This is a genomic window from Micromonospora sp. NPDC049282, assembly GCF_043197045.1.
In the GTDB taxonomy this organism is placed as follows: Bacteria; Actinomycetota; Actinomycetes; order Mycobacteriales; family Micromonosporaceae; genus Micromonospora.
In genome coordinates, this window is sequence record NZ_JBICSL010000020.1 from 1 (window position 1) to 18,001 (window position 18,001).

Sequence of the window (18,001 nt, forward strand, 5' to 3'; positions counted from 1 at the left end):
GGCAACACCGGCGCCCAAGGCGCGCAAGGCACCCAGGGCGACACCGGCGCACAAGGAGCCCAGGGCTTCCAAGGCACGCAAGGCAACACCGGCGCACAGGGCGCTCAGGGCAACACCGGCCTACAAGGCGCACAAGGCTTCCAGGGTGCACAGGGCTTCCAGGGTGCACAGGGCTTCCAGGGTGCACAGGGCTTCCAGGGCACGCAGGGCTTGCAAGGCGCACAAGGCCCTCAGGGCTTGGCCGGCAACGGGATCCAGTCCGCCTACATTCAGGGTCCGCTGACCGTGATTGCGGATACCCCCGTCGATTTCGGGTGCGTACCCGGCGACATCGCCGTCGGCACCGGCTACCAGCTCTCGGGCGCGGGCGTCAACCCGGTGCTGATCCAGCCCCTCTCCACAAGTGGCTACCAGTTCACCTTCACCGGCGGAGGTGCCGACATCTGGGTGTCCTGCATCTCGCTGACCACACCGGTGGCGTTGACCGCCCCGGAAGATCCGCCGGGCCGGACAACGACCGACCGTAGCAATGCCGGCCGGTCGACGACCAAGTCGGACAATTCCGTTACCACCAGGGAGGAAAATTGATCGCGCGTCAGATTCTGGGATCACTCGCCTGTGGCGCAGTCCTAGTGACAGGAGTCGCGGCATGCAGTGAGAAAGCCGCTGACAAGCCGCAGACGAGCAACTCCGGCAAGAGCGAGAAGTCGAGCGGCGGCGCCGACAACGGGTCCACGCCGGCGGATCTCCTGAAGCTCGGCGTCGAGCAGGGCAAGTCCGGCGACTTGGACGCGGCGAAGGCCACCTTCGAGAAGGTGCTGACCAGTGACGCCAACAACAAGTTCGCCTGGTTCAACCTGGGCTTCATCGCCCAGTCGCGCAACCAGCCCGACGAGGCGATCAGCAACTACGACAAGGCACTGGCAGCCGACGCCAAGTACAAGCCGGCTCTCTTCAACAAGGCCATCGCGCTGGAAGGTAAGGCCCCGACGACGTCGATGGACATCTACCGGAGCATCGTGTCGATCGACAACAAGGCATCGACCGCCTACCTCCGGCTGGGCATTCTGCTGTCCCGGTCGGGTGACGACGCGGAGGCGCGGGACGCCTTCAAGGCGGCGGTCCGGCTGGACAAGGGGCTCACCTCAGCCGTTCCGGCCGAGTACCGCCCGGACCCGGCAACTCGTTCAACCAAGTCAGCGGGTAGGTGATCGGCTCGATGCGAACGCCGCGCGTGACGGTCTTCACGGGGAGCAACCGTACCCGTTTCATCGACGAATGTTTCCGGTCACTGGTCGCGCAGACCTTCACGGACTGGGAATGGGTGGTCGTCCTCAACCAGGGGTCCCGTTGGCGGCCCGAGACGCCCGACGACCGGGTCCGGCTCATCGTGAAGGACGACCTGAACGGCGTTGGCGCGGTGAAGGGGTACGCCTGCGCCGAAGCCGTCGGGGACATCCTGGTCGAGCTCGACGACGACGATCTGCTCGGCAGCGACTGCCTGCAACAGATCGTCGACGCCTTCGACGCCAACCCCGAGGTCGGGTTCGTCTACAGCGACACCGCACAGATCCAGGAGGACGGCGGCCGTTGCGAGGACCGCTTCGCGAGTTCGTTCGGCTGGCGGCACTACGACGAGCGGGTGGACGGCCGCGACGTGCTGGCGTGCCGGGCGTTGGCGCCGACGCCGCACAACGTGAGCTACATCTGGTACGCACCGAACCATGTGCGAGCCTTCCGCCGGGACATCTACGAGAAAGTTGGCGGATACGACGAGTCGCTCGATGTCGCCGACGACGCCGATCTCATGGCTCGGATCTATCAGGTGACCGAGTTCCATCACATCCCAAAATGCCTGTACCTGCAACGCATGCACACCAGGAACACGCAGCGTGTTCCGGAGTTCAACGCCCGCATCCAACAGCGCACGGTGGAGATCTACGACCGGAACATTCAGCAGAACGCGCTGGCCTGGTCGCGACGGCAGGGCCTGCTGGCGCTCGATCTGGGTTCGGCCCACAACAAGCCGGAAGGGTATCTCGGTCTCGACTGCCGAGACGAGCCGGGAGTCGACATCGTCTGCGACGTGGCAAAGGGGATCGATCTGCCGGACAGCAGCGTCGGAGTCATTCGGGCTGCGGATTTCCTGGAACACGTTCCGGACAAGATCTCACTGTTCAACGAACTCTACCGGCTGCTCGCGCCGAACGGGATGCTGTTGTCGCTGACGCCCAGCACCGACGGTCGGGGTGCCTTCCAGGATCCGACTCATGTGGCGTTCTACAACGAGAACTCGTTCTGGTACTTCACCGACGCGAACTATTCTCGATTCGTGCCTGAGATCAAATGCCGATTCCAGGTGTCGCGGTTGGTGACGCACTTTCCGAGCGAGTGGCACCGGACCCATGACATCTCGTACGTCTCCGCCAACCTCATCGCCATCAAGGACGACGCCGTGCGCAATGGTGGACCGCTGAACATCTGACTCCCCAGCGGACGCCGCAGGCGCCGCCGTCAAGCCCGACCGGGGCTCCGCCTCACAAGCGGATGCCGAGGAGCGCGTCGACGGTGTCGGCGAACAGCTTCGGGGCGGTCGCGTCGCCGCCGTCACCGCTGAGCGCCCGCGCGGCCCAGGTGTCGGCCGCCCTCAACGCGTCCGGCGTGTCGAGGTCGTCGGCGAGGCGTCCTCGTACCTCGGCCAGCAGCGCCTCACCCGACGGGCCAGCCGGCGCGGCGGCGGCCCGCCGCCAGCGGTCCAGCCGCTGGAGCGCCTCGGCGAGCAGCTCGTCGGTCCAGGCCCGGTCGCTGCGGTAGTGGCCGGCGAGCAGGGCGAGCCGCACCGCCATCGGGTCGACCCGGTCGGCACGCAGCCGGGAGACGAAGACCAGATTGCCCTTGGACTTGGACATCTTCTCGCCGTCCAGGCCGATCATGCCGGCGTGCACGTAGTGGTCGGCGAACGGCGTCTCCCCGGTCAGCCGCTCGGCGTGCGCCGCGGAGCACTCGTGGTGCGGGAAGATCAGGTCGTTGCCGCCGCCCTGCACGGAGATCCGGTCGCCGAGCAGGTTCAACGCGATGACCGTGCACTCGATGTGCCAGCCGGGACGGCCGGGGCCCAGCTCGCCGCCGGGCCAGGACGGCTCGCCCTCCCGGGCGCCGCGCCACAGCAGCGGGTCGAGCGGGTCCCGCTTGCCGGCGCGGTCCGGGTCGCCGCCGCGCTCCGGAAAGATCTCCAGCATCTCGGCGCGGGACAGGTTGGACTCGTAGCCGAACGCGGGGGCGGCGGAGATGTCGAAGTAGACGTCGCCGGTGCCGTCGTCGAGCCGGTACGCCGCGCCGTCCTTGAGCAGCAGGAGCACCTTGTCGGCGATGTCCGGGATCGACTCGACCGCGCCGACGTAGTGCGCCGGCGGGATCATCCGCAGCGCCTCCATGTCCTCGCGGAACAGCGCGGTCTCCCGCATGGCCAGGACCTTCCAGTCCTCGCCGTCGCGCTCGGCGCGCTCCAGCAGCGGGTCGTCGATGTCGGTGACGTTCTGCACGTAGCGCACGGTCAGGCCGGCGTCGCGCCACATCCGCTGCACCAGGTCGAAGGTGATCATGGTGGCGGCGTGCCCGAGGTGGGTGGCGTCGTACGGGGTGATGCCGCAGACGTACATCGAGGCGACGCCGTCGGGCCGGGACGGGTGGGAGCCCTGTCGCGCCGAGTCGTACAACCTCAGTGGCGCGCCCTCACCCGGCAGCCGTGGCACCTCGTGTCCCGCCCAAGACTCCATGACAGCCAGCCTAACGATCCGTCAGGCGTGCGGGTGCCGACCCACGGGTGATCAACGCGACAGCGGCTCACATGGGTGGCCAGGGCATGGCCGGCCACTCCTCCGGGGGCACCGGGAACCGGCCGGAGTCGCGCAGCCGCTCCACCCGGGCCGCCACCGCGGCCACCTCGCCGATGGTGAGGTGCTCGGCCAGTTCCTCGCCGAGCGCGCCGCCGAGCCGGCTGGCCAGCCCGTCGAGCATCTCGACCGCGTCCGGCGGCAGCAGGCGGCCGGCCCAGCCCCAGAGCACCGTGCGCAGCTTCTCCTCCACGTGGAAGGTGACGCCGTGGTCCACCGCGTAGATGCGGTCGTCCGTGCCGACGAGCACGTGCCCGCCCTTGCGGTCGGCATTGTTGATCACCGCGTCGAGGACGGCCAGCCGGGCCAGCCGCGGGTCGTCGGCGTGCGCCAGCGCGTAGGCCGCGCCGTCGTCGTCGCGCGCCGCGGCGATCGGGAACCAGCGCGGCGGCACCGACTCGGCGGGCACGAAGCCGACCAGCGGCTCGGCGTCGGCCGGCTCGTCGATCCAGAGCTGGCAGGAGCCGGGACCGAACGGGCCGTCGCGCAGCACGGTCGGCGGCACCAGGTCCCACCCGGTGGCCCGGGAGACCAGGTAGGCGGCCACCTCCCGGCCGGCGAGCGTGCCGTCCGGGAAGTCCCAGAGCGGGCGCTCGCCGCGCACCGGCTTGTAGACACAGTGCGCGCTCACCTCGCCGAGGGCGACGACGGCGCGCAGCGTGGCGTTGGAGGCGTCGACCAGCCGTCCCTCCAGGGTGAGCTCACCGTCGGCGAGCAGCCGCAGCGCCTCGGCGCCGTCCTGTCGGGGCTGCAGTTCCGACGAGGTCACCGGTGATAGCCGTTGTGCCGGGGGCAGAGGTGGCCGGCCGGGTCGAGCGGCTGGCCGCAGAGCGGGCAGGGCGGCCGGCCGGCGTTGACCACCCGCTTGGCGCGCTCGATGAACTCGCGGGTCGCCTCGGGGGTCAGCCGCACCCGGAGCCGGTCGAGGTCCTCGTCCGGCTCGTCCGGCTCCTCGTCGATCTCGACCTCGTCGTCGTCCGCCTCGCCCAGCTCGACCTCGACCTCCGCCTCGCCCACGGCGATCGCCTCGATCACCACGGTGGCGGTGTCCACGTCGAAGGCCAGGCCCAGCGTCCCGACCCGGAACTCCTCGTCGACCGGGGTGTCGAGCGGCTCGTTGTCGCCCACCACCACCGGAGCCGACTCCGGCACCTTCACCCCGAACCGGCGTTGCGCCTCGGAGAGCAGTTCCTCCAGCTTCTCGGCGAGCAGCGACACCTGGACCTTCTCCAGCGCCACGCTGACCAGCCGGCCGCCGCCGCGCGCCTGGAGGAAGAACGTGCGCTCCCCCGGCGGGCCGACCGTTCCGGCGACGAACCGCTCCGGCGGCTCGAACGCGTGCACCTGGTGCGTCATACCCACGACCCTATCCGGAGCGCGGAAGCACCGCGCAGCCCACCGACGCCGAATCCGCCCAGAGCGCAACGCGCCGCGCCGACCGCCCGGACGCGACCGGCGCCGCCCGGCTCACCGGGCCGCGCCCGCGCCACCACCGACCGCCGCGTCCGACCCGATGGTGCGGGCCGCCCGCCGGCGCCGCTTGCGCGGCGGCGGGACCAGCGCGGACAGGTCACCGCCGGTGTCGTTGAGCCGGACCAGGAACGGCCGCAGGGGCGTGTAGCGGATCGCCGTCACCGACGCCGGATCGGCCACGATCCGCTGAAAAAGATCCAGGTGTACGCCGAGCGCGTCGGCCACGATGGCCTTGATCACGTCGCCGTGGCTGCACGCCAGCCAGACCGCCTCGGGCCCGTGCTCGGCGGTGACCCGCGCGTCCCATGCCCGCACCGCCGCGACCGCCCGCGCGGACATCGCCGCCATCGACTCCCCCTCCGGGAAGGCGGCGGCGCTCGGATGCTGCTGCACCACGGGCCAGAGCGGCTCCTTGGCCAACTTCTTCAGCGACTGCCCCTCCCAGGCGCCGTAGCCGCACTCGATCAGCCCGTCCTCGACCACCGGCTCGGCCTGCGGCAACGCGAGCTCCAGGGTCTGCCGGCAGCGGATCAGCGGGCTGGTCACCACCGCGGCCAGCGGCAGCCCGGCGAGCCGACCGCCGACCGCCGTGGCCTGGGCCCGCCCGGTGTCGTCCAGCTCGACAGGTTGCCGGCCGGCCAGGCCACCGTCGGCGTTCGCGGTGGTCCGGCCGTGTCGCAAGAGCAGAAGGGTCGCCACGCTCACCACCCTAGGCCGTGCCACCTCGGCAACCTCCCCCACCACCACAGCACCAACCACACTCCCGCCCACCCCCGAACCGGCCGGCGCGAGCGGTACAACGGGCCCTGGGACACCCGGTCAACCGATCGTGCGCTTGCGGCCCGCCCACACCGGGACAGGTCGGGCGTTCCCCGGGCCGCGAGTGCAAGATCGGCGGGAGGGGGAGGCGGTGCGGGGTGGGTGGGGTGGGGGTGTTTGGGGCGGGTGGGGACGATGGGTGTCGGGTAGGCGGTATGTCCGGTCCGAGAGTGGTCGGGAGCACCTGCCGGCTGGAATGGGTCCGGGGGCGGGGGCGTTATACCCGGTGCACGGCTGAGCAGCGGAAACGCCCGCCAGAGGGATCCCGGATCCCCGGGAATGACGGCGGGTCGCCGGTCGTTGCACATGGTTCCGCCGCCACGACGAGGCCCCCGCCCCGTGGCCCGCCGGAACCCCCGACGAGAGCGCCGCCTGACGGTGCTTGCACACCCGCCCCCGGGTGTGTCGACCCCCGAACGGAGCCCCCATGAACACCATGCTGCGCAAGAGCATCCTCGGTATCGCCGGTCTGACCGTCGCCGGTGGCCTGGCCGCCGGCCCGCTCAACCACCACGACAGCTCCCCCACCGCCCGCGAGGCGGCCGTCACCGCCCAGGCCGACCCCGCCGCGCTCGTCCCGCACGGCGTGCAGGGCGCGCAGTCCCGCATCGACCTGAACGACGAGCAGACCGGCAACGTGAAGGCGATCATCGCGGCCACCAAGAAGGCCGGCATGGACGAGCGGGCCGCGGTCGTCTCGATCGCCACCAGCCTGCAGGAGTCGAAGCTGGAGAACCTCGGCCACCTCGGTGACCGTAACGACCACGACTCGCTGGGCCTGTTCCAGCAGCGCCCCTCCAGCGGCTGGGGCACGCCGGAGCAGATCACCGACCCCGAGTACTCCACGCTCGCGTTCCTCAAGGGCCTGAAGCAGGTTGACGGCTGGCAGGACATGCCGCTGACCCAGGCCGCCCAGACCGTGCAGGTCAGCGCCTACCCCGACGCGTACGCGCAGTGGGAGCAGCAGGCCGCCGACATCGTCGCCCAGCACTGGAACAGCTGACACCGCGAAGGCCGGCACCCCGTCACGGGGTGCCGGCCTTCGTCGTGTGGCCGGGATCAGGTGGCGCTGATGGTGCCGGTGAGCAGCAGGCAGAGCACGAGCGTGCCGAGCGCCACCCGGTAGAGCACGAAGAGGTAGAGCGTGTGGTGCGCGACGTAGCGCAGCAGCCAGGCGATGGCCGCGTAGCCGATGGCGAACGCGATCAGCGTGGCCACCACCATCTGCGCCACGCTCGGCGCGGCGGTGCCGGGCGCGGACGGCTCGAAGACGTCCGGCAGGCTGAACACGCCGGAGATCACCACGGCGGGGATGGCCAGCAGGAACGAGTAACGCGCCGCCGTCTCCCGGGTGAGGTTGAGGAGCAGGCCGACGGTCAGCGTGCCGCCCGAGCGGGAGACACCGGGGATCAGCGCCATGGCCTGCCCCAGGCCCATCGCCACGCCGTCGCGCATCCGGAAGTTCTCCAACGTGCGGGTCTGCCGGCCCCAGTACTCGGCGAACGCGAGCACCAGGGCGAAGAAGATCAACGTGAAGGAGATGAGGTAGAGGTTCCGGCCGGCGGTGCGGATCTGGTCCTTGAAGAGCAGCCCGAGGATCCCGATCGGGATGGTGCCGACGATGACGTACCAGCCCATCCGGTAGTCGAGGCTGGAGCGCACCGACCGGTCGACCAGGCCCAGGCACCAGGTGCGGACGATCCGCCAGATGTCCTTGAAGAAGTAGATCAGCACGGCGGCCTCGGTGCCGAGCTGCGTCACCGCGGTGAACGACGCGCCCGCGTCACGGCCGAAGAAGATGGCCGAGGTGATCCGCAGGTGCCCGGACGACGACACCGGCAGGAACTCCGTCAGCCCCTGGACGATGCCCAGGACGATGGCCTCGACCCAGGTCACTCGCCGACCCCGGACAGCTCCAGCGCCTCGGCGACGGTGCGCAGCGTCCGCACGCCGCTGTCCCGGTCGGCCACGAACAGCGTCACCGACAGCGTGGTCACGCCCGCGGCGGCATACTCCCGCATCCGCTCGGCGACGCGCTCCTTCGGCCCGAGCAGCGAGGTGCGGTCGATGAACTCCATCGGCACCGCGGCGGCCGCGTCGCGCTGCCGCTTGGCCAGGTAGAGCTCCTGCACCTCCCGGGCCGCGTCGCCGTAGCCCATCCGGGTGGCGAGCTGGTTGTAGAAGTTCTGCTTCCGGCTGCCCATCCCGCCCACGTAGAGCGCGGCGTACCAGCGGACCAGCTCGGCGCAGGTGGCGACGTCGTCACCGATCACGACCGGCACCGACGGGACCACGTCGAAGCCGGCCAGCTCCTTGCCGGCCGTGGCCCGCCCGGCCCGGATCGCGGCGAGGTGCTCCTCGGCGAACTCCGGGGCGTAGAAGACGGCCAGCCAGCCGTCGGCGATCTCGCCGGCCAGCTCCAGGTTCTTCGGGCCGACGGCGGCCAGGTAGATCGGGATGTGCTCGCGCGGCGGGTGGAAGCTCAGCCGCAGCGCCTTGCCCGGGCCGTCCGGCAGCGGCAGCGTGTGGTGCTCGCCGTCGTACGCGACCTCCTTGCGGGCCACCGCGAGCTTGACGATGTCCACGTACTCCCGGGTGCGCGACAGCGGCTTGGCGAACCGGACGCCGTGCCAGCCCTCGGAGACCTGCGGGCCGGAGACGCCGAGGCCGAGCCGGAACCGGCCGCCGGAGAGCGCGTCGATGGTCGCGGCGGTCATCGCGGTCATCGCCGGGGTGCGGGCGGGGATCTGCATGACGGCGGAGCCGAGGTCGATGCGCTGCGTCTGCCCGGCCATCCAGGAGAGCATGCTCGGCGAGTCGGAGCCGTACGCCTCCGCCGCCCACACCACCGAGTAGCCGAGCCGGTCCGCCTCCTGGGCGAACGCCAGGTGGTCGGCCGGCGTGCTCCAGGCCGTCTGGTATCCGAGGTTGAGCCCGAGTCGCACTGGTCCTCCCACCGTCCGCACCACAGGTCGCATCAGGTTACGCAATGCCGGTGCCGCCACCGACGACCGGCTCGCCCCGAACACGTCACACCGGCCCTGCGGTCGCGCGGGAAGTTGACTACGGCGAGGATATCCGTGACGCCGGGATCGAAATAAGGTTCACCCATGCAACAGCGACCGCTCGGCCGAAGCGGGCTGGCGGTTTCGCGGCTCGCGCTCGGCACCATGACCTGGGGACGGGACACCGACGCCGACGACGCGGCCGCCCAGCTGAAGAGCTACCTCGACGCGGGCGGCAACCTCGTCGACACCGCCGACGTGTACGCCGACGGCGACGCGGAGTCGGTGATCGGCTCCCTGCTGGGCAGCCTGGTCGACCGCGACGAGCTGCTCATCGCCACCAAGGCGGGGCTGCGGCCGGGCAGCGGGCGCCGCCGCGACGGCTCGCGCGGGCACCTGCTGCGCACGCTTGACGCCTCGCTGCGCCGGCTCGGCGCCGACCACGTCGACCTGTGGCAGGTGCACGGCTACGACCCGGACACTCCGCTGGAGGAGACGCTCACCGCGCTGGACCACGCCGTGTCCAGCGGGAAGGCCCGGTACGTGGGGGTGTCGAACTTCTCCGGCTGGCAGACCGCCCGGGCCGCCGCCTGGCAGGCCGCCTGGCCGGGGCGCGCCCCGGTGGTCGCCGCCCAGGTGGAGTACTCGCTGCTGGAGCGCGGCATCGAGCGCGAGGTGCTGCCGGCCTGCGCCGGGATGGGGCTGGGTGTGCTGCCCTGGTCGCCGCTGGGCCGGGGGGTGCTCACCGGCAAGTACCGCAACGGCCGCCCGGCCGACTCGCGTGCCGTGTCGCCGCACTTCGAGCGCTTCGTCGGCACCTACCTGGAGCCCCGCTGCTCCAGCATCGTGGAGGCGGTGGCCATCGCCGCCGGCGGCCTCGGCGTGTCGCCGACGGAGGTGGCGCTGGCCTGGGTCCGGGACCGGCCCGGGGTCACCGCGCCGATCCTCGGCGCCCGGACCGTCGGGCAGCTCCTCGGCGCGCTCCAGGTCGAGCGGATGACCCTGCCGGACGAGATCGTCACGGCGCTGGACGACGTGTCCGCGGTGCCGGTCGGCTACCCGGAGCGCGACGGCTGACCGACCGCCGCCCACCGGCCGCAAGGAGAGCGGGCCGGGTCGCGGCGCCCGCGAGGCGATCCGGGTCACGGTCGGGGGGTGGCAAAGGGCCCGCGAGCTGGGCAGCATAGGGGTCATGGACTACGAATACGCGCCGCTGCGGTTGCCTTCGAACGTCGATCGGTTGACCGCCGCGGCGCAGCTGGCGATCCAGGCGGAGTTCTCCGGCTGGGAGTTGGCCCGGGTGCGGCTCTACCGGGACGGCACGCGGCAGGTGATGCTGCGCCGTCGCGTGGTGAACAAGCCGCAGCCGGGCCTGTCGTACTGACGGGGCTTCGCCCCGGGGCCGCGCCGCGCCGTGCGGCCCCGAGGCGGTCACGGCCTAGTGGGCGTGATCGTGCTCCTCGTCGAGCTCCAGGAACGGGTGCTCGTCGAGGCGCCCGACAAGCCGGTCGTCGACGGCCGGCTGGAACGGGCCGACCGGGTCGTCGTCGTCGAACGACTCCAGGTCGACCGGGGTGCCGACCTCGCTGACCATGACCACGCCGTCGAGCGGTTCCAGCTCGGGCACGTCCAGCGCGGAGAGCGAGCCGTCGCCGCTCTGCAGCAGCTCCAGCACCGCCTCGCCGACGCCCTCCACCGGCGCCGGCTCGTCGTCCTCCGGGGTGCCCTCGCGGCGGGCCGCCTCGGCCACCCGGAGCAGCGCGGCGACGCTGGGCACCCGGTAGTCGCGCCGCTGCCGCACCGAGATCACCCGCGGGTGCGGGTCGGTAGGCTCGCCGCCCTCGACCGCGCCGAAACGCTCGTCCGCCTCGTCCGGGTCGATCGACTCGACGTCCCAGGGCGTCACCTCGCCGAACGCGTCGAGCAGCTGCTCGTCGTAGGCGAACGAGGCGTTGTTCAACGCGACGTACGCCTGCCAGACGGCGTCGTCGTCGATCCGGCCCTGAGCGGCCCGGACGGCGGCGAGGTGGGCGCGGGCGGCGTCGATCACCTGCTCGAGGGCGGCGTCCAGCTCAGCGTGCTGGTCGGTCATGTGAGGCAGTCCCTTCGCGATGGGGGGAGGTCCGCGTCGGCGGCGCCGCGGCGGGCGCGGTCAGCAGTTGCGGAGGAAGCGGTCGAGAACCCGCACGCCGAACTGTAGTCCGTCCAGCGGGACGCGCTCGTCGATGCCGTGGAACAGGCCGGAGAAATTGAGGTCGGCGGGCAGCCGCAGCGGCGCGAAGCCGAAGCAGCGGATGCCGAGCTGGGAGAACGCCTTGGCGTCGGTCCCGCCGGAGAGCATGTACGGCACCGGGTGGGCGCCCGGGTCCTCGGCGCGCAGCGCGGCCGACATCTGCTCCACCAGGTCGCCGTCGAACGTGGTCTCCAGGGCCGGCTGCCGCTGGACGTACTCGATGGCGATGTCCGGGCCGACCAGCTCGCGCAGCTGCCGTTCCAACTCCTCGCTCTGCCCGGGCAGGCTGCGGCAGTCGATGGTGGCGGTGGCCCGGCCGGGGATGACGTTGTCCTTGTAGCCGGCGGCCAGCCGGGTCGGGTTGGCGGTGTTGCGGACGGTGGCGCCGATGATGTTGGCGATCGGGCCGAGCTTGGCGATCGCGGTCTCCGGGTCGTCCGGGTCGATCTCGATGCCGAGCACGTCGGAGACCTCGGCCAGGAACGCCCGCACGGTGTCGGTCATGACCACCGGGAAGCGGTGCCGGCCGATCCGGGCGACCGCCTCGGCGAGCGCGGTCACCGCGTTGTCGTCGTGCACCATCGAGCCGTGCCCGGGCCGGCCCCTGGCGTGCAGGCGCAGCCAGTCGATGCCCTTCTCGGCGGTCTCGATCAGGTAGAGCCGGCGCGCGTCGTCGACGGAGTAGGAGAAGCCGCCCACCTCGCCGATCGCCTCGGTGCAGCCGTCGAAGAGCCCTCGGTGGTTCCGGGCCAGGAAGTGCGCGCCGTAGTCGCTGCCGGCCTCCTCGTCGGCGGTGAAGGCGAGCACCACGTCGCGCCGGGGCCGGACGCCGGCGCGCTGCCAGTCGCGCACCACGGCCAGCACCATGGCGTCGAAGTCCTTCATGTCGATCGCGCCGCGGCCCCACAGGTAGCCGTCGCGGATCTCGCCGGAGAACGGGTGCACCGACCACTCGTCCGGGTCGGCGGGCACCACATCGAGGTGACCGTGCACCAGCAGCGCGTCCCGGCCCGGCTCGGTGCCGGGGATCCGGGCCACCAGGTTGGCCCGGCCGGGCGCCGACTCGTGGATCTCGGCGTCGACGCCGACCTCGGCGAGCTTCTCCGCGACGTACTCCGCGGCGCGCCGCTCTCCCGCGCTGGTGTCGTTGTCCCCGGTGTTGGTGGTGTCGATGCGCAGCAGGTCCCGGCAGAGGTCCACGACCTCGTCGGTGGGCTCGGGTGAGGCGGAGGTCGTCATCGCTTCCTTATACCAGCCGGGCGGGTCGCGACCACCGGCGCGGTCCGGACCGGTTTCGCGGGACGCGCGGCCGGGTAACGCCGAACATCGATTCCGGCCACCACGAGGAGGGCACCATGACCGTCCCCCTGCCGCCGCTCCCGCCCGCCGCCGACGACGCGTACCGGCCGGGCGGGCGGAGCCTGGCCGACCTCGTGGACGCCGAGCACCGCACCCTGCTCGACCTGGCCGACCGGGTCACCGAGCCGGGGCTGGACCCGGCCGGCCGCCGCCGGGTGCTCGACGTGCTGAACGCGGCGGTGTCGCGGCACCTCTCCGCCGAGGAGCAGTACCTCTTCCCGGCCGCCCGCGCCGCGGTGCCGGAGAGCGAGGACCTGGTCGCGCGGGAGATCGAGGCGGACGCCGCCCTGCTCACCGCGTTGAAGCAGCTGTCCGGTCCGGACGACGCGGTGGTCGCCGACGTGGCCGAACGGGTACGCCGGCACGTGAGCCGGGTCGCCGCGCTGGTCACGCCGCTGCGCGAGGTGGCCAGCGACGCCGAGCTGATCCGGCTGGGCAACCGGTGGGAGATCGCGGAGGAGGCGGCGCCCACCCGGCCGCACCCGGGCACCCCGGCCACCCCGCCCTGGAACAAGATCGTCGAGCCGGCGGTGGGGGTGCTGGACAAGGTGCGCGACGCGGTCACCGGGCGGCGTACCCGCCTGGCCGACCTGGAGCATCGCCGGGACGCCTGACCCGAACCGCCCCTTCCCGGACACCCGTTCGTGGTCCTACCGTCACCCTATGAATCTGGAGCTGCGACACCTGCGGGTGGTCTGCGCGATCGCCGAGACGGGGAGCGTCACCAAGGCGGCCGCCATGCTCGGCCTGGCCCAGCCGGCGCTGACCGCCCAGCTCCAACGGATCGAGCGGGTGCTCGGCGGGCCGCTGTTCGAGCGGGACCGCCGCGGCGCCCGGCCCACCGCACTGGGTGAGCTGGTGCTGGACCGGGCCCGGGTGCTGCTGCCGGCGATGAAGGGCCTGCAGGACGAGGCGGCCCGGCTGGCCGGCGCGGGCGATCCGCTGCGCCGCTACCGGTTCGGCGGGGTGAACAGCCCGATCCTGGGCCGGCTGGTGCACCGGCTCGCCGCCGAGCACGCCGACGCGCAGATCTCCACGTACGCGTCCTGGTCCGTGGACGAGCTGGCCCAGATGGTGGCCGGCGGCCGGCTCGACTTCGCCCTCACCGGCGTGTGCGGGGACGCCGCGCCGTCGCCGGTGTTCGGGTTGAGCTGGCGGGAGGTGGCCGTGGACCCGGTCTTCGTGCTGCTGCCGCAGACCCACCCGCTGGCCGGCCGGGACGAGATCGACCTGATCGACCTGCGGCGCGAGCAGTGGGTGGCCGCGCCGGGCGACGGCTGCTTCGGCGACTGCTTCGCCGCCGCCTGCGCCCGCGCCGGCTTCACCCCCCGCAAGGTGTACGAGGCGGACGTACGCGCCGCGCTGGACCTGGTCGACGCGGGCACGGCGGTGGCGCTGTGCCAGGCCACCTTCCGCCCGGTGGCCGGGCTGGTCACCCGCCGGCTGGCCGGCACCCCGCTGCGCTGGCGGCTGCTGTTCGGCTGGCATCCGGAGGCGCCCGCGGCGGCGGTGGCGGAGCCGGTGCTGCAGACGGCCGCGGCGGCGTACACCGACGCGCTGGCCAACCACCCGGACTATCTGGCCTGGCTGCTGGCCCATCCGGACTTCGGGGTGCAGCCGCACGGCGCGGGCGGGGTGCGAACCGCCTGAACGCGGGTATCACGGCGGCATGACTGATCTGTATCCGGCCGCCGACCAGCGGGAGTTGCTGCGTCAGGCGGCCACCGCGCACACCGCCGCCGCCGCCGACGTGGAGGCGTTCCTGCGCCGCCTGCCGGAGGTGCCGGACCCGGCGGACGTCACCGAGTACGCCGACCTGCTCAGCCGGGAGGAACGGGCCCGGACGGACCTGCGGGCCGCGGCCGACGCCGCCGGTCTGCGACTGCCCAGCACGGAGTCCGAGTAGGGCGGTCGGCCCGCATGAGCGAACGCACCGAGCGAAGGGAGGGCCGTGAGGCCATGCCCGGTCCGCCCGCATGAGCGAACGCACCGAGCGAAGGGAGGGCCGTGAGGCCATGCCCGGTCAGCCCGGGCGGGTGTCCGCCCGGGCGCCCGCCGCCGGCTCAGCGTTCGACGAGCACGTCGTGGCCGAGGTCGAGCAGCGCGTGCCGCCACTCGTCGTCGGCGTTGCCCCGGTCCGGCTTGTCGGCGGTCAGCTCCCGGATCCGGGTGATCGCCTCCCGCATCACCTCGATGTCCTCCGGGGTGAGGTCGACCTTGCGCTTGCGCAGCACGGCGAGGATCTGCCGGCCGGGCTCGGGCAGGTCAAGGTCGGGGTCCGGGCCGAAGGCCTCCTCCCCCGACCCGCGGGTCAGCAGCCACTGCCGCAGCTGCTCGGAGGGTACGTTCACCTCGGCGTGGAAGTCGTCCCAGATCACCTCGACCTCGGGGTCGAGTCGCGCCTCGCGTACCATCACGCCTCCTCTCCCGGCGGCGGCCCGGACGGTTCCGGATCGCCCTCGCCGTGCGGTGTCTGCTGGGTCGGACCTTCCGGCGGCACCCGGACCCGGGACGGGTTGGCCGTCGGCGCCGCCTCGATCGGTTCGCCGGCCGCGGTGTCCTCCCGGGTCTCCTCGGGTTCGGTCATGTCCGCCCTCCGATCCGTGCGCGACGGGCCGGGCCGGCCCGTCGAGGGTGGCCGCACCCCTCACCGGGGATGGGATGTGGTGGCGGCCGTGTATCCGCGCTCACCGGCGGACACGTCGACGACGAGCTGGCCGTCGCGGGCGTCCACGGTGACCTTCTGCCCTGGCGAGATCTCGTTCTCCAGCAGCATCCTCGACAGCCGGTTGTCGAGCTCGCGCTGGATCACCCGGCGCAGCGGGCGGGCGCCGAACTCCGGCTGGTAGCCGTGCTCGGCGAGCCAGTCGACGCCGGCGGCCCTGATCTCGACCTGGATGTCCTGGGCGTGCAGCCGGCGGCGGGTCTCCTCCAGCAGCAGGCCGGTGATCTCGCGCAACTGCTCGGCCTCGAGCCGCTGGAAGATGATGATCTCGTCGACCCGGTTGAGGAACTCGGGGCGGAAGTTCTCCTGCAGCCGGCGCATCAACCGTTCCCGCAGCTCGGTGGCTTCCTGCTGGCCCGGATCGCCGGTGGCGAACCCGACCGTGCGCTGGGCGCCGGTGATCAGCTCCGAGCCGAGGTTGCTCGTCATGATCAGTACGGTGTTCTTGAAGTTCACCGTCCGGCCCTGGCTGTCGGTGAGCCGGCCGTCGTCGAGCACCTGGAGCAGGATGTTGAAGACATCGGGGTGCGCCTTCTCGATCTCGTCCAGCAGCACCACCGCGTACGGGCGCCGGCGGACCGCCTCGGTGAGCTGGCCGGCCTCCTCGTAGCCGACGTAGCCGGGCGGGGCGCCGACCAGCCGGCTGACCGTGTGCCGCTCCTGGAACTCGCTCATGTCCACCCGGACCATCCGGTCCGCCTCGCCGAACAGCGCCTCGGCGAGCGCGCGGGCCAGTTCGGTCTTGCCGACGCCGGTGGGGCCGAGGAAGAGGAAGCTGCCCATCGGCCGGTTCGGGTCGGCCAGCCCGGTACGCGAGCGGCGCACCGCCTCGGACACCGCGCCGACCGCGTCGTCCTGCCCGATCACCCTCTCGTGCAGGTGCCCCTCCAGACGCAGCAGGCGGTCGCGTTCCTCCTCGGTGAGCTGGGTGACCGGGATGCCGGTGGCCCGGGACACCACCTCGGCGATCTCCTTCGGCCCGACCTCGGGCACGTGGTTGGGTCCCTCGTCGCCGCGGGCGCGACGGATCTGGTCCTCCAGCTCGGCGAGCTTGTCGCGCAGCGAGGAGGCCCGCTCGTACTGCTCGTCGGAGACCGCCTGCTCCTTGTCCCGGCGTACGTCGTCGAGCTGCTGCTCCAGTTCACGCACGTCGGAGGCGGGGGTGCGGGTGCGCAGGCGTACCCGGGCGCCGGACTGGTCGATCAGGTCGATCGCCTTGTCCGGCAGGAACCGGTCGGTGACGTACCGGTCGGACAGCTCGGTGGCGGCGACCAGCGCCTCGTCGGTGAACCGGACCTGGTGGTGCGCCTCGTAGCGGTCGCGCAGGCCGCGCAGGATGGCGACGGTGTCCTCGACGGTCGGCTCGGGCACCAGCACCGGCTGGAACCGACGGGCCAGGGCGGCGTCCTTCTCGATGCTGCGCCGGTACTCGTCGAGCGTGGTCGCGCCGATCACCCGCAGCTCACCGCGGGCGAGCGCCGGCTTGAGCATGTTGGACGCGTCCATCCCGCCCTCGCTTCCGGCGCCACCGGCGCCGACCAGGGTGTGGATCTCGTCCAGGAAGATGATCAGCTCGTCGCGGTGGGCCCGGATCTCGTCGATCACCTTCTTCAGGCGTTCCTCGAAGTCGCCCCGGTAGCGGGTGCCGGCGACCAGGCCGGGCAGGTCGAGCTGGACGACCCGCTTGCCGAGCAGGGTCTGCGGCACGTCGCCGTCGCAGATCCGCTCCGCCAGCCCTTCCACGATGGCGGTCTTGCCGACGCCGGCCTCACCGATGAGCACCGGGTTGTTCTTGGTGCGCCGGGACAGGATCTCCACCGCCTGCTCGATCTCGTCGGCCCGGCCGATCACCGGGTCGATCTGGTCCATCCGGGCCAGCTCGGTGAGGTCCTGCCCGTACTGGTCGAGGGTGGGGGTGCCCCGGTCCGGGCGCGGGCCGTTCGCCGCGCCGCGCTCGGCGCTGGCCGCCTGCAACGACTCGGGTTGGATCCGGCCGGCGGCGAGCATCCGGCCGGCCGGCGACTCGGGGTTGAGCGGCAGCGCCATCAGGATGTGCTCGGGGCCGATGTAGTTGGCGCCCATGGCCCGAGAGAGCTGGTGGGCGTCCAGCAGCGCCCGCTTCGCGGCCGGGGTGAGCGACAGGTTCGGCGGAACCTCGCCGCCGGGCGCGCCCTCGGCGCGTCCACCGAGCGCGTTCACCAGCGCGTCCGGGTCGGCGCCGGCGCGGCGGACCAGGTCCCGCAGCGGCTCGCGCTGCAACGCCGCCCAGAGCAGGTGGTCGGTGTCCAGGTCGTTGCTGTGTTTCTGGGCGGCCCGGCGGGCCGCGTCGGCCAGCATCTCCCGGGCGTCGGCGGTCATCAGGCGGGTGATGTCGACCCGGTGCGCCGGCCGTCGTCCTGCCTCGCCCCGGCCGAAGTAGCGGGCCAGGAACTCGTCCCACGGGTCGTTGCCGAAGTCACCGGGTCCCATCATCTTCGTCCTCCGCAGTCGGTCG

19 protein-coding genes and 1 pseudogene are annotated in these 18,001 nt (G+C 72.3%); 9 read left to right on the plus strand and 11 right to left on the minus strand.

Going from position 1 to position 18,001, the window contains the following annotated elements; translation table 11 throughout:
• From ACGFI2_RS25820 to ACGFI2_RS25830, 3 genes and pseudogenes are all read left to right on the plus strand, one after another.
• Window positions 1-588 (plus strand): annotated as a pseudogene (locus ACGFI2_RS25820) (hypothetical protein); the annotation flags it as partial.
• The gene (locus tag ACGFI2_RS25825; RefSeq protein WP_393521568.1) at window positions 585-1,211 is read left to right on the plus strand and encodes a tetratricopeptide repeat protein; all 627 of its coding nucleotides are present in this window, start codon (window positions 585-587) and stop codon (window positions 1,209-1,211) included. The pseudogene ACGFI2_RS25820 and the gene ACGFI2_RS25825, both read left to right, overlap by 4 nt.
• Window positions 1,208-2,485 carry a glycosyltransferase gene (locus ACGFI2_RS25830; RefSeq protein ID WP_393521570.1) on the plus strand — a complete coding sequence of 426 codons (1,278 nt, stop codon included), beginning with the start codon at window positions 1,208-1,210 and terminating at the stop codon, window positions 2,483-2,485. Before ACGFI2_RS25825 ends, ACGFI2_RS25830 begins: the two co-directional genes overlap by 4 nt.
• 52 nt (window positions 2,486-2,537) lie before the next feature.
• Here the strand turns inward: ACGFI2_RS25830 and mshC are convergent, their stop codons facing one another.
• From mshC to ACGFI2_RS25850, 4 genes are all read right to left on the minus strand, one after another.
• Window positions 2,538-3,776: a cysteine--1-D-myo-inosityl 2-amino-2-deoxy-alpha-D-glucopyranoside ligase gene (gene mshC, locus ACGFI2_RS25835; RefSeq protein ID WP_393521572.1), complete on the minus strand. Its 1,239-nt coding sequence runs from the start codon at window positions 3,774-3,776 to the stop codon at window positions 2,538-2,540.
• A 67-nt stretch (window positions 3,777-3,843) separates the two neighbouring features.
• Window positions 3,844-4,662 (minus strand): SCO1664 family protein, encoded by an 819-nt coding sequence (locus ACGFI2_RS25840; RefSeq protein WP_393521574.1) that lies wholly within the window; start codon window positions 4,660-4,662, stop codon window positions 3,844-3,846.
• Complete coding sequence (locus ACGFI2_RS25845) at window positions 4,659-5,249, minus strand: DUF3090 domain-containing protein (protein ID WP_393521576.1); 591 nt, start codon at window positions 5,247-5,249, stop codon at window positions 4,659-4,661. The genes ACGFI2_RS25840 and ACGFI2_RS25845 overlap by 4 nt, the downstream gene beginning before the upstream one ends.
• Window positions 5,250-5,360: 111 nt before the next feature.
• The gene (locus ACGFI2_RS25850; RefSeq protein ID WP_393521742.1) at window positions 5,361-6,074 is read right to left on the minus strand and encodes an MSMEG_4193 family putative phosphomutase; all 714 of its coding nucleotides are present in this window, start codon (window positions 6,072-6,074) and stop codon (window positions 5,361-5,363) included.
• 538 nt (window positions 6,075-6,612) lie between these two features.
• On the opposite strand from ACGFI2_RS25850, the gene ACGFI2_RS25855 reads away from it, so the two are divergent.
• On the plus strand, window positions 6,613-7,188 hold the full coding sequence (locus ACGFI2_RS25855) for a hypothetical protein (RefSeq protein WP_393521578.1): 576 nt from the start codon (window positions 6,613-6,615) through the stop codon (window positions 7,186-7,188).
• A gap of 56 nt (window positions 7,189-7,244) precedes the next feature.
• On the opposite strand, the gene ACGFI2_RS25860 is transcribed toward ACGFI2_RS25855, so the two are convergent.
• Together ACGFI2_RS25860 and ACGFI2_RS25865 are read right to left on the minus strand one after the other, a co-directional pair.
• Window positions 7,245-8,081 (minus strand): undecaprenyl-diphosphate phosphatase, encoded by an 837-nt coding sequence (locus ACGFI2_RS25860; RefSeq protein ID WP_393521580.1) that lies wholly within the window; start codon window positions 8,079-8,081, stop codon window positions 7,245-7,247.
• Complete coding sequence (locus ACGFI2_RS25865) at window positions 8,078-9,130, minus strand: LLM class F420-dependent oxidoreductase (RefSeq protein ID WP_393521744.1); 1,053 nt, start codon at window positions 9,128-9,130, stop codon at window positions 8,078-8,080. The genes ACGFI2_RS25860 and ACGFI2_RS25865 overlap by 4 nt, the downstream gene beginning before the upstream one ends.
• A gap of 165 nt (window positions 9,131-9,295) precedes the next feature.
• Between ACGFI2_RS25865 and ACGFI2_RS25870 the strand changes: the two genes are divergently transcribed.
• A complete protein-coding gene (locus ACGFI2_RS25870) occupies window positions 9,296-10,267 on the plus strand; it encodes an aldo/keto reductase (protein ID WP_393521582.1) in 972 nt (323 codons plus the stop codon).
• 115 nt (window positions 10,268-10,382) lie between these two features.
• Entirely contained in the window at window positions 10,383-10,574 is a 192-nt protein-coding gene (locus ACGFI2_RS25875) for a DUF5703 family protein (protein WP_107155556.1), read from the plus strand.
• 54 nt (window positions 10,575-10,628) lie between these two features.
• On the opposite strand, the gene ACGFI2_RS25880 is transcribed toward ACGFI2_RS25875, so the two are convergent.
• Together ACGFI2_RS25880 and ACGFI2_RS25885 are read right to left on the minus strand one after the other, a co-directional pair.
• A complete protein-coding gene (locus tag ACGFI2_RS25880) occupies window positions 10,629-11,282 on the minus strand; it encodes a hypothetical protein (RefSeq protein ID WP_393521584.1) in 654 nt (217 codons plus the stop codon).
• Between the two features lie 60 nt (window positions 11,283-11,342).
• Window positions 11,343-12,662: a M20/M25/M40 family metallo-hydrolase gene (locus tag ACGFI2_RS25885; protein ID WP_393521586.1), complete on the minus strand. Its 1,320-nt coding sequence runs from the start codon at window positions 12,660-12,662 to the stop codon at window positions 11,343-11,345.
• 116 nt (window positions 12,663-12,778) lie between these two features.
• Here ACGFI2_RS25885 and ACGFI2_RS25890 point away from each other — a divergent pair, with 116 nt between their 5' ends.
• Genes ACGFI2_RS25890 through ACGFI2_RS25900 form a run of 3 tightly spaced genes read left to right on the plus strand, consistent with a single transcriptional unit; the run spans window position 12,779 to window position 14,688 of the window.
• The gene (locus tag ACGFI2_RS25890; RefSeq protein WP_393521588.1) at window positions 12,779-13,396 is read left to right on the plus strand and encodes a hemerythrin domain-containing protein; all 618 of its coding nucleotides are present in this window, start codon (window positions 12,779-12,781) and stop codon (window positions 13,394-13,396) included.
• Window positions 13,397-13,445: 49 nt separating this feature from the next.
• The gene (locus ACGFI2_RS25895; RefSeq protein ID WP_393521590.1) at window positions 13,446-14,432 is read left to right on the plus strand and encodes a LysR substrate-binding domain-containing protein; all 987 of its coding nucleotides are present in this window, start codon (window positions 13,446-13,448) and stop codon (window positions 14,430-14,432) included.
• A gap of 19 nt (window positions 14,433-14,451) precedes the next feature.
• Window positions 14,452-14,688, plus strand: a complete 237-nt coding sequence (locus ACGFI2_RS25900) for a hypothetical protein (protein ID WP_393521592.1) — start codon at window positions 14,452-14,454, stop codon at window positions 14,686-14,688.
• 157 nt (window positions 14,689-14,845) lie between these two features.
• Here the strand turns inward: ACGFI2_RS25900 and ACGFI2_RS25905 are convergent, their stop codons facing one another.
• Genes ACGFI2_RS25905 through ACGFI2_RS25915 form a run of 3 tightly spaced genes read right to left on the minus strand, consistent with a single transcriptional unit; the run spans window position 14,846 to window position 17,979 of the window.
• The gene (locus ACGFI2_RS25905) at window positions 14,846-15,196 is read right to left on the minus strand and encodes a DUF3140 domain-containing protein (RefSeq protein WP_393521594.1); all 351 of its coding nucleotides are present in this window, start codon (window positions 15,194-15,196) and stop codon (window positions 14,846-14,848) included.
• A complete protein-coding gene (locus ACGFI2_RS25910; RefSeq protein WP_393521596.1) occupies window positions 15,196-15,369 on the minus strand; it encodes a hypothetical protein in 174 nt (57 codons plus the stop codon). Before ACGFI2_RS25910 ends, ACGFI2_RS25905 begins: the two co-directional genes overlap by 1 nt.
• A 60-nt stretch (window positions 15,370-15,429) precedes the next feature.
• The gene (locus ACGFI2_RS25915) at window positions 15,430-17,979 is read right to left on the minus strand and encodes an ATP-dependent Clp protease ATP-binding subunit (RefSeq protein ID WP_393521598.1); all 2,550 of its coding nucleotides are present in this window, start codon (window positions 17,977-17,979) and stop codon (window positions 15,430-15,432) included.
• Between the last annotated feature and the right edge of the window lie 22 nt (window positions 17,980-18,001).

Excerpts from the sequence above, each read along its gene's own strand:
- ACGFI2_RS25895 (WP_393521590.1), top strand. The coding sequence starts at position 13,446 with ATGAATCTGGAGCTGCGACACCTGCGGGTGGTCTGCGCGATCGCCGAG.
- ACGFI2_RS25915 (WP_393521598.1), bottom strand. The coding sequence starts at position 17,979 with ATGATGGGACCCGGTGACTTCGGCAACGACCCGTGGGACGAGTTCCTG.
- ACGFI2_RS25900 (WP_393521592.1), top strand. The coding sequence starts at position 14,452 with ATGACTGATCTGTATCCGGCCGCCGACCAGCGGGAGTTGCTGCGTCAG.
- ACGFI2_RS25875 (WP_107155556.1), top strand. The coding sequence starts at position 10,383 with ATGGACTACGAATACGCGCCGCTGCGGTTGCCTTCGAACGTCGATCGG.
- mshC (WP_393521572.1), bottom strand. The coding sequence starts at position 3,776 with ATGGAGTCTTGGGCGGGACACGAGGTGCCACGGCTGCCGGGTGAGGGC.
- ACGFI2_RS25885 (WP_393521586.1), bottom strand. The coding sequence starts at position 12,662 with ATGACGACCTCCGCCTCACCCGAGCCCACCGACGAGGTCGTGGACCTC.
- ACGFI2_RS25855 (WP_393521578.1), top strand. The coding sequence starts at position 6,613 with ATGAACACCATGCTGCGCAAGAGCATCCTCGGTATCGCCGGTCTGACC.
- ACGFI2_RS25880 (WP_393521584.1), bottom strand. The coding sequence starts at position 11,282 with ATGACCGACCAGCACGCTGAGCTGGACGCCGCCCTCGAGCAGGTGATC.
- ACGFI2_RS25905 (WP_393521594.1), bottom strand. The coding sequence starts at position 15,196 with ATGGTACGCGAGGCGCGACTCGACCCCGAGGTCGAGGTGATCTGGGAC.
- ACGFI2_RS25870 (WP_393521582.1), top strand. The coding sequence starts at position 9,296 with ATGCAACAGCGACCGCTCGGCCGAAGCGGGCTGGCGGTTTCGCGGCTC.
- ACGFI2_RS25890 (WP_393521588.1), top strand. The coding sequence starts at position 12,779 with ATGACCGTCCCCCTGCCGCCGCTCCCGCCCGCCGCCGACGACGCGTAC.
- ACGFI2_RS25910 (WP_393521596.1), bottom strand. The coding sequence starts at position 15,369 with ATGACCGAACCCGAGGAGACCCGGGAGGACACCGCGGCCGGCGAACCG.
- ACGFI2_RS25845 (WP_393521576.1), bottom strand. The coding sequence starts at position 5,249 with ATGACGCACCAGGTGCACGCGTTCGAGCCGCCGGAGCGGTTCGTCGCC.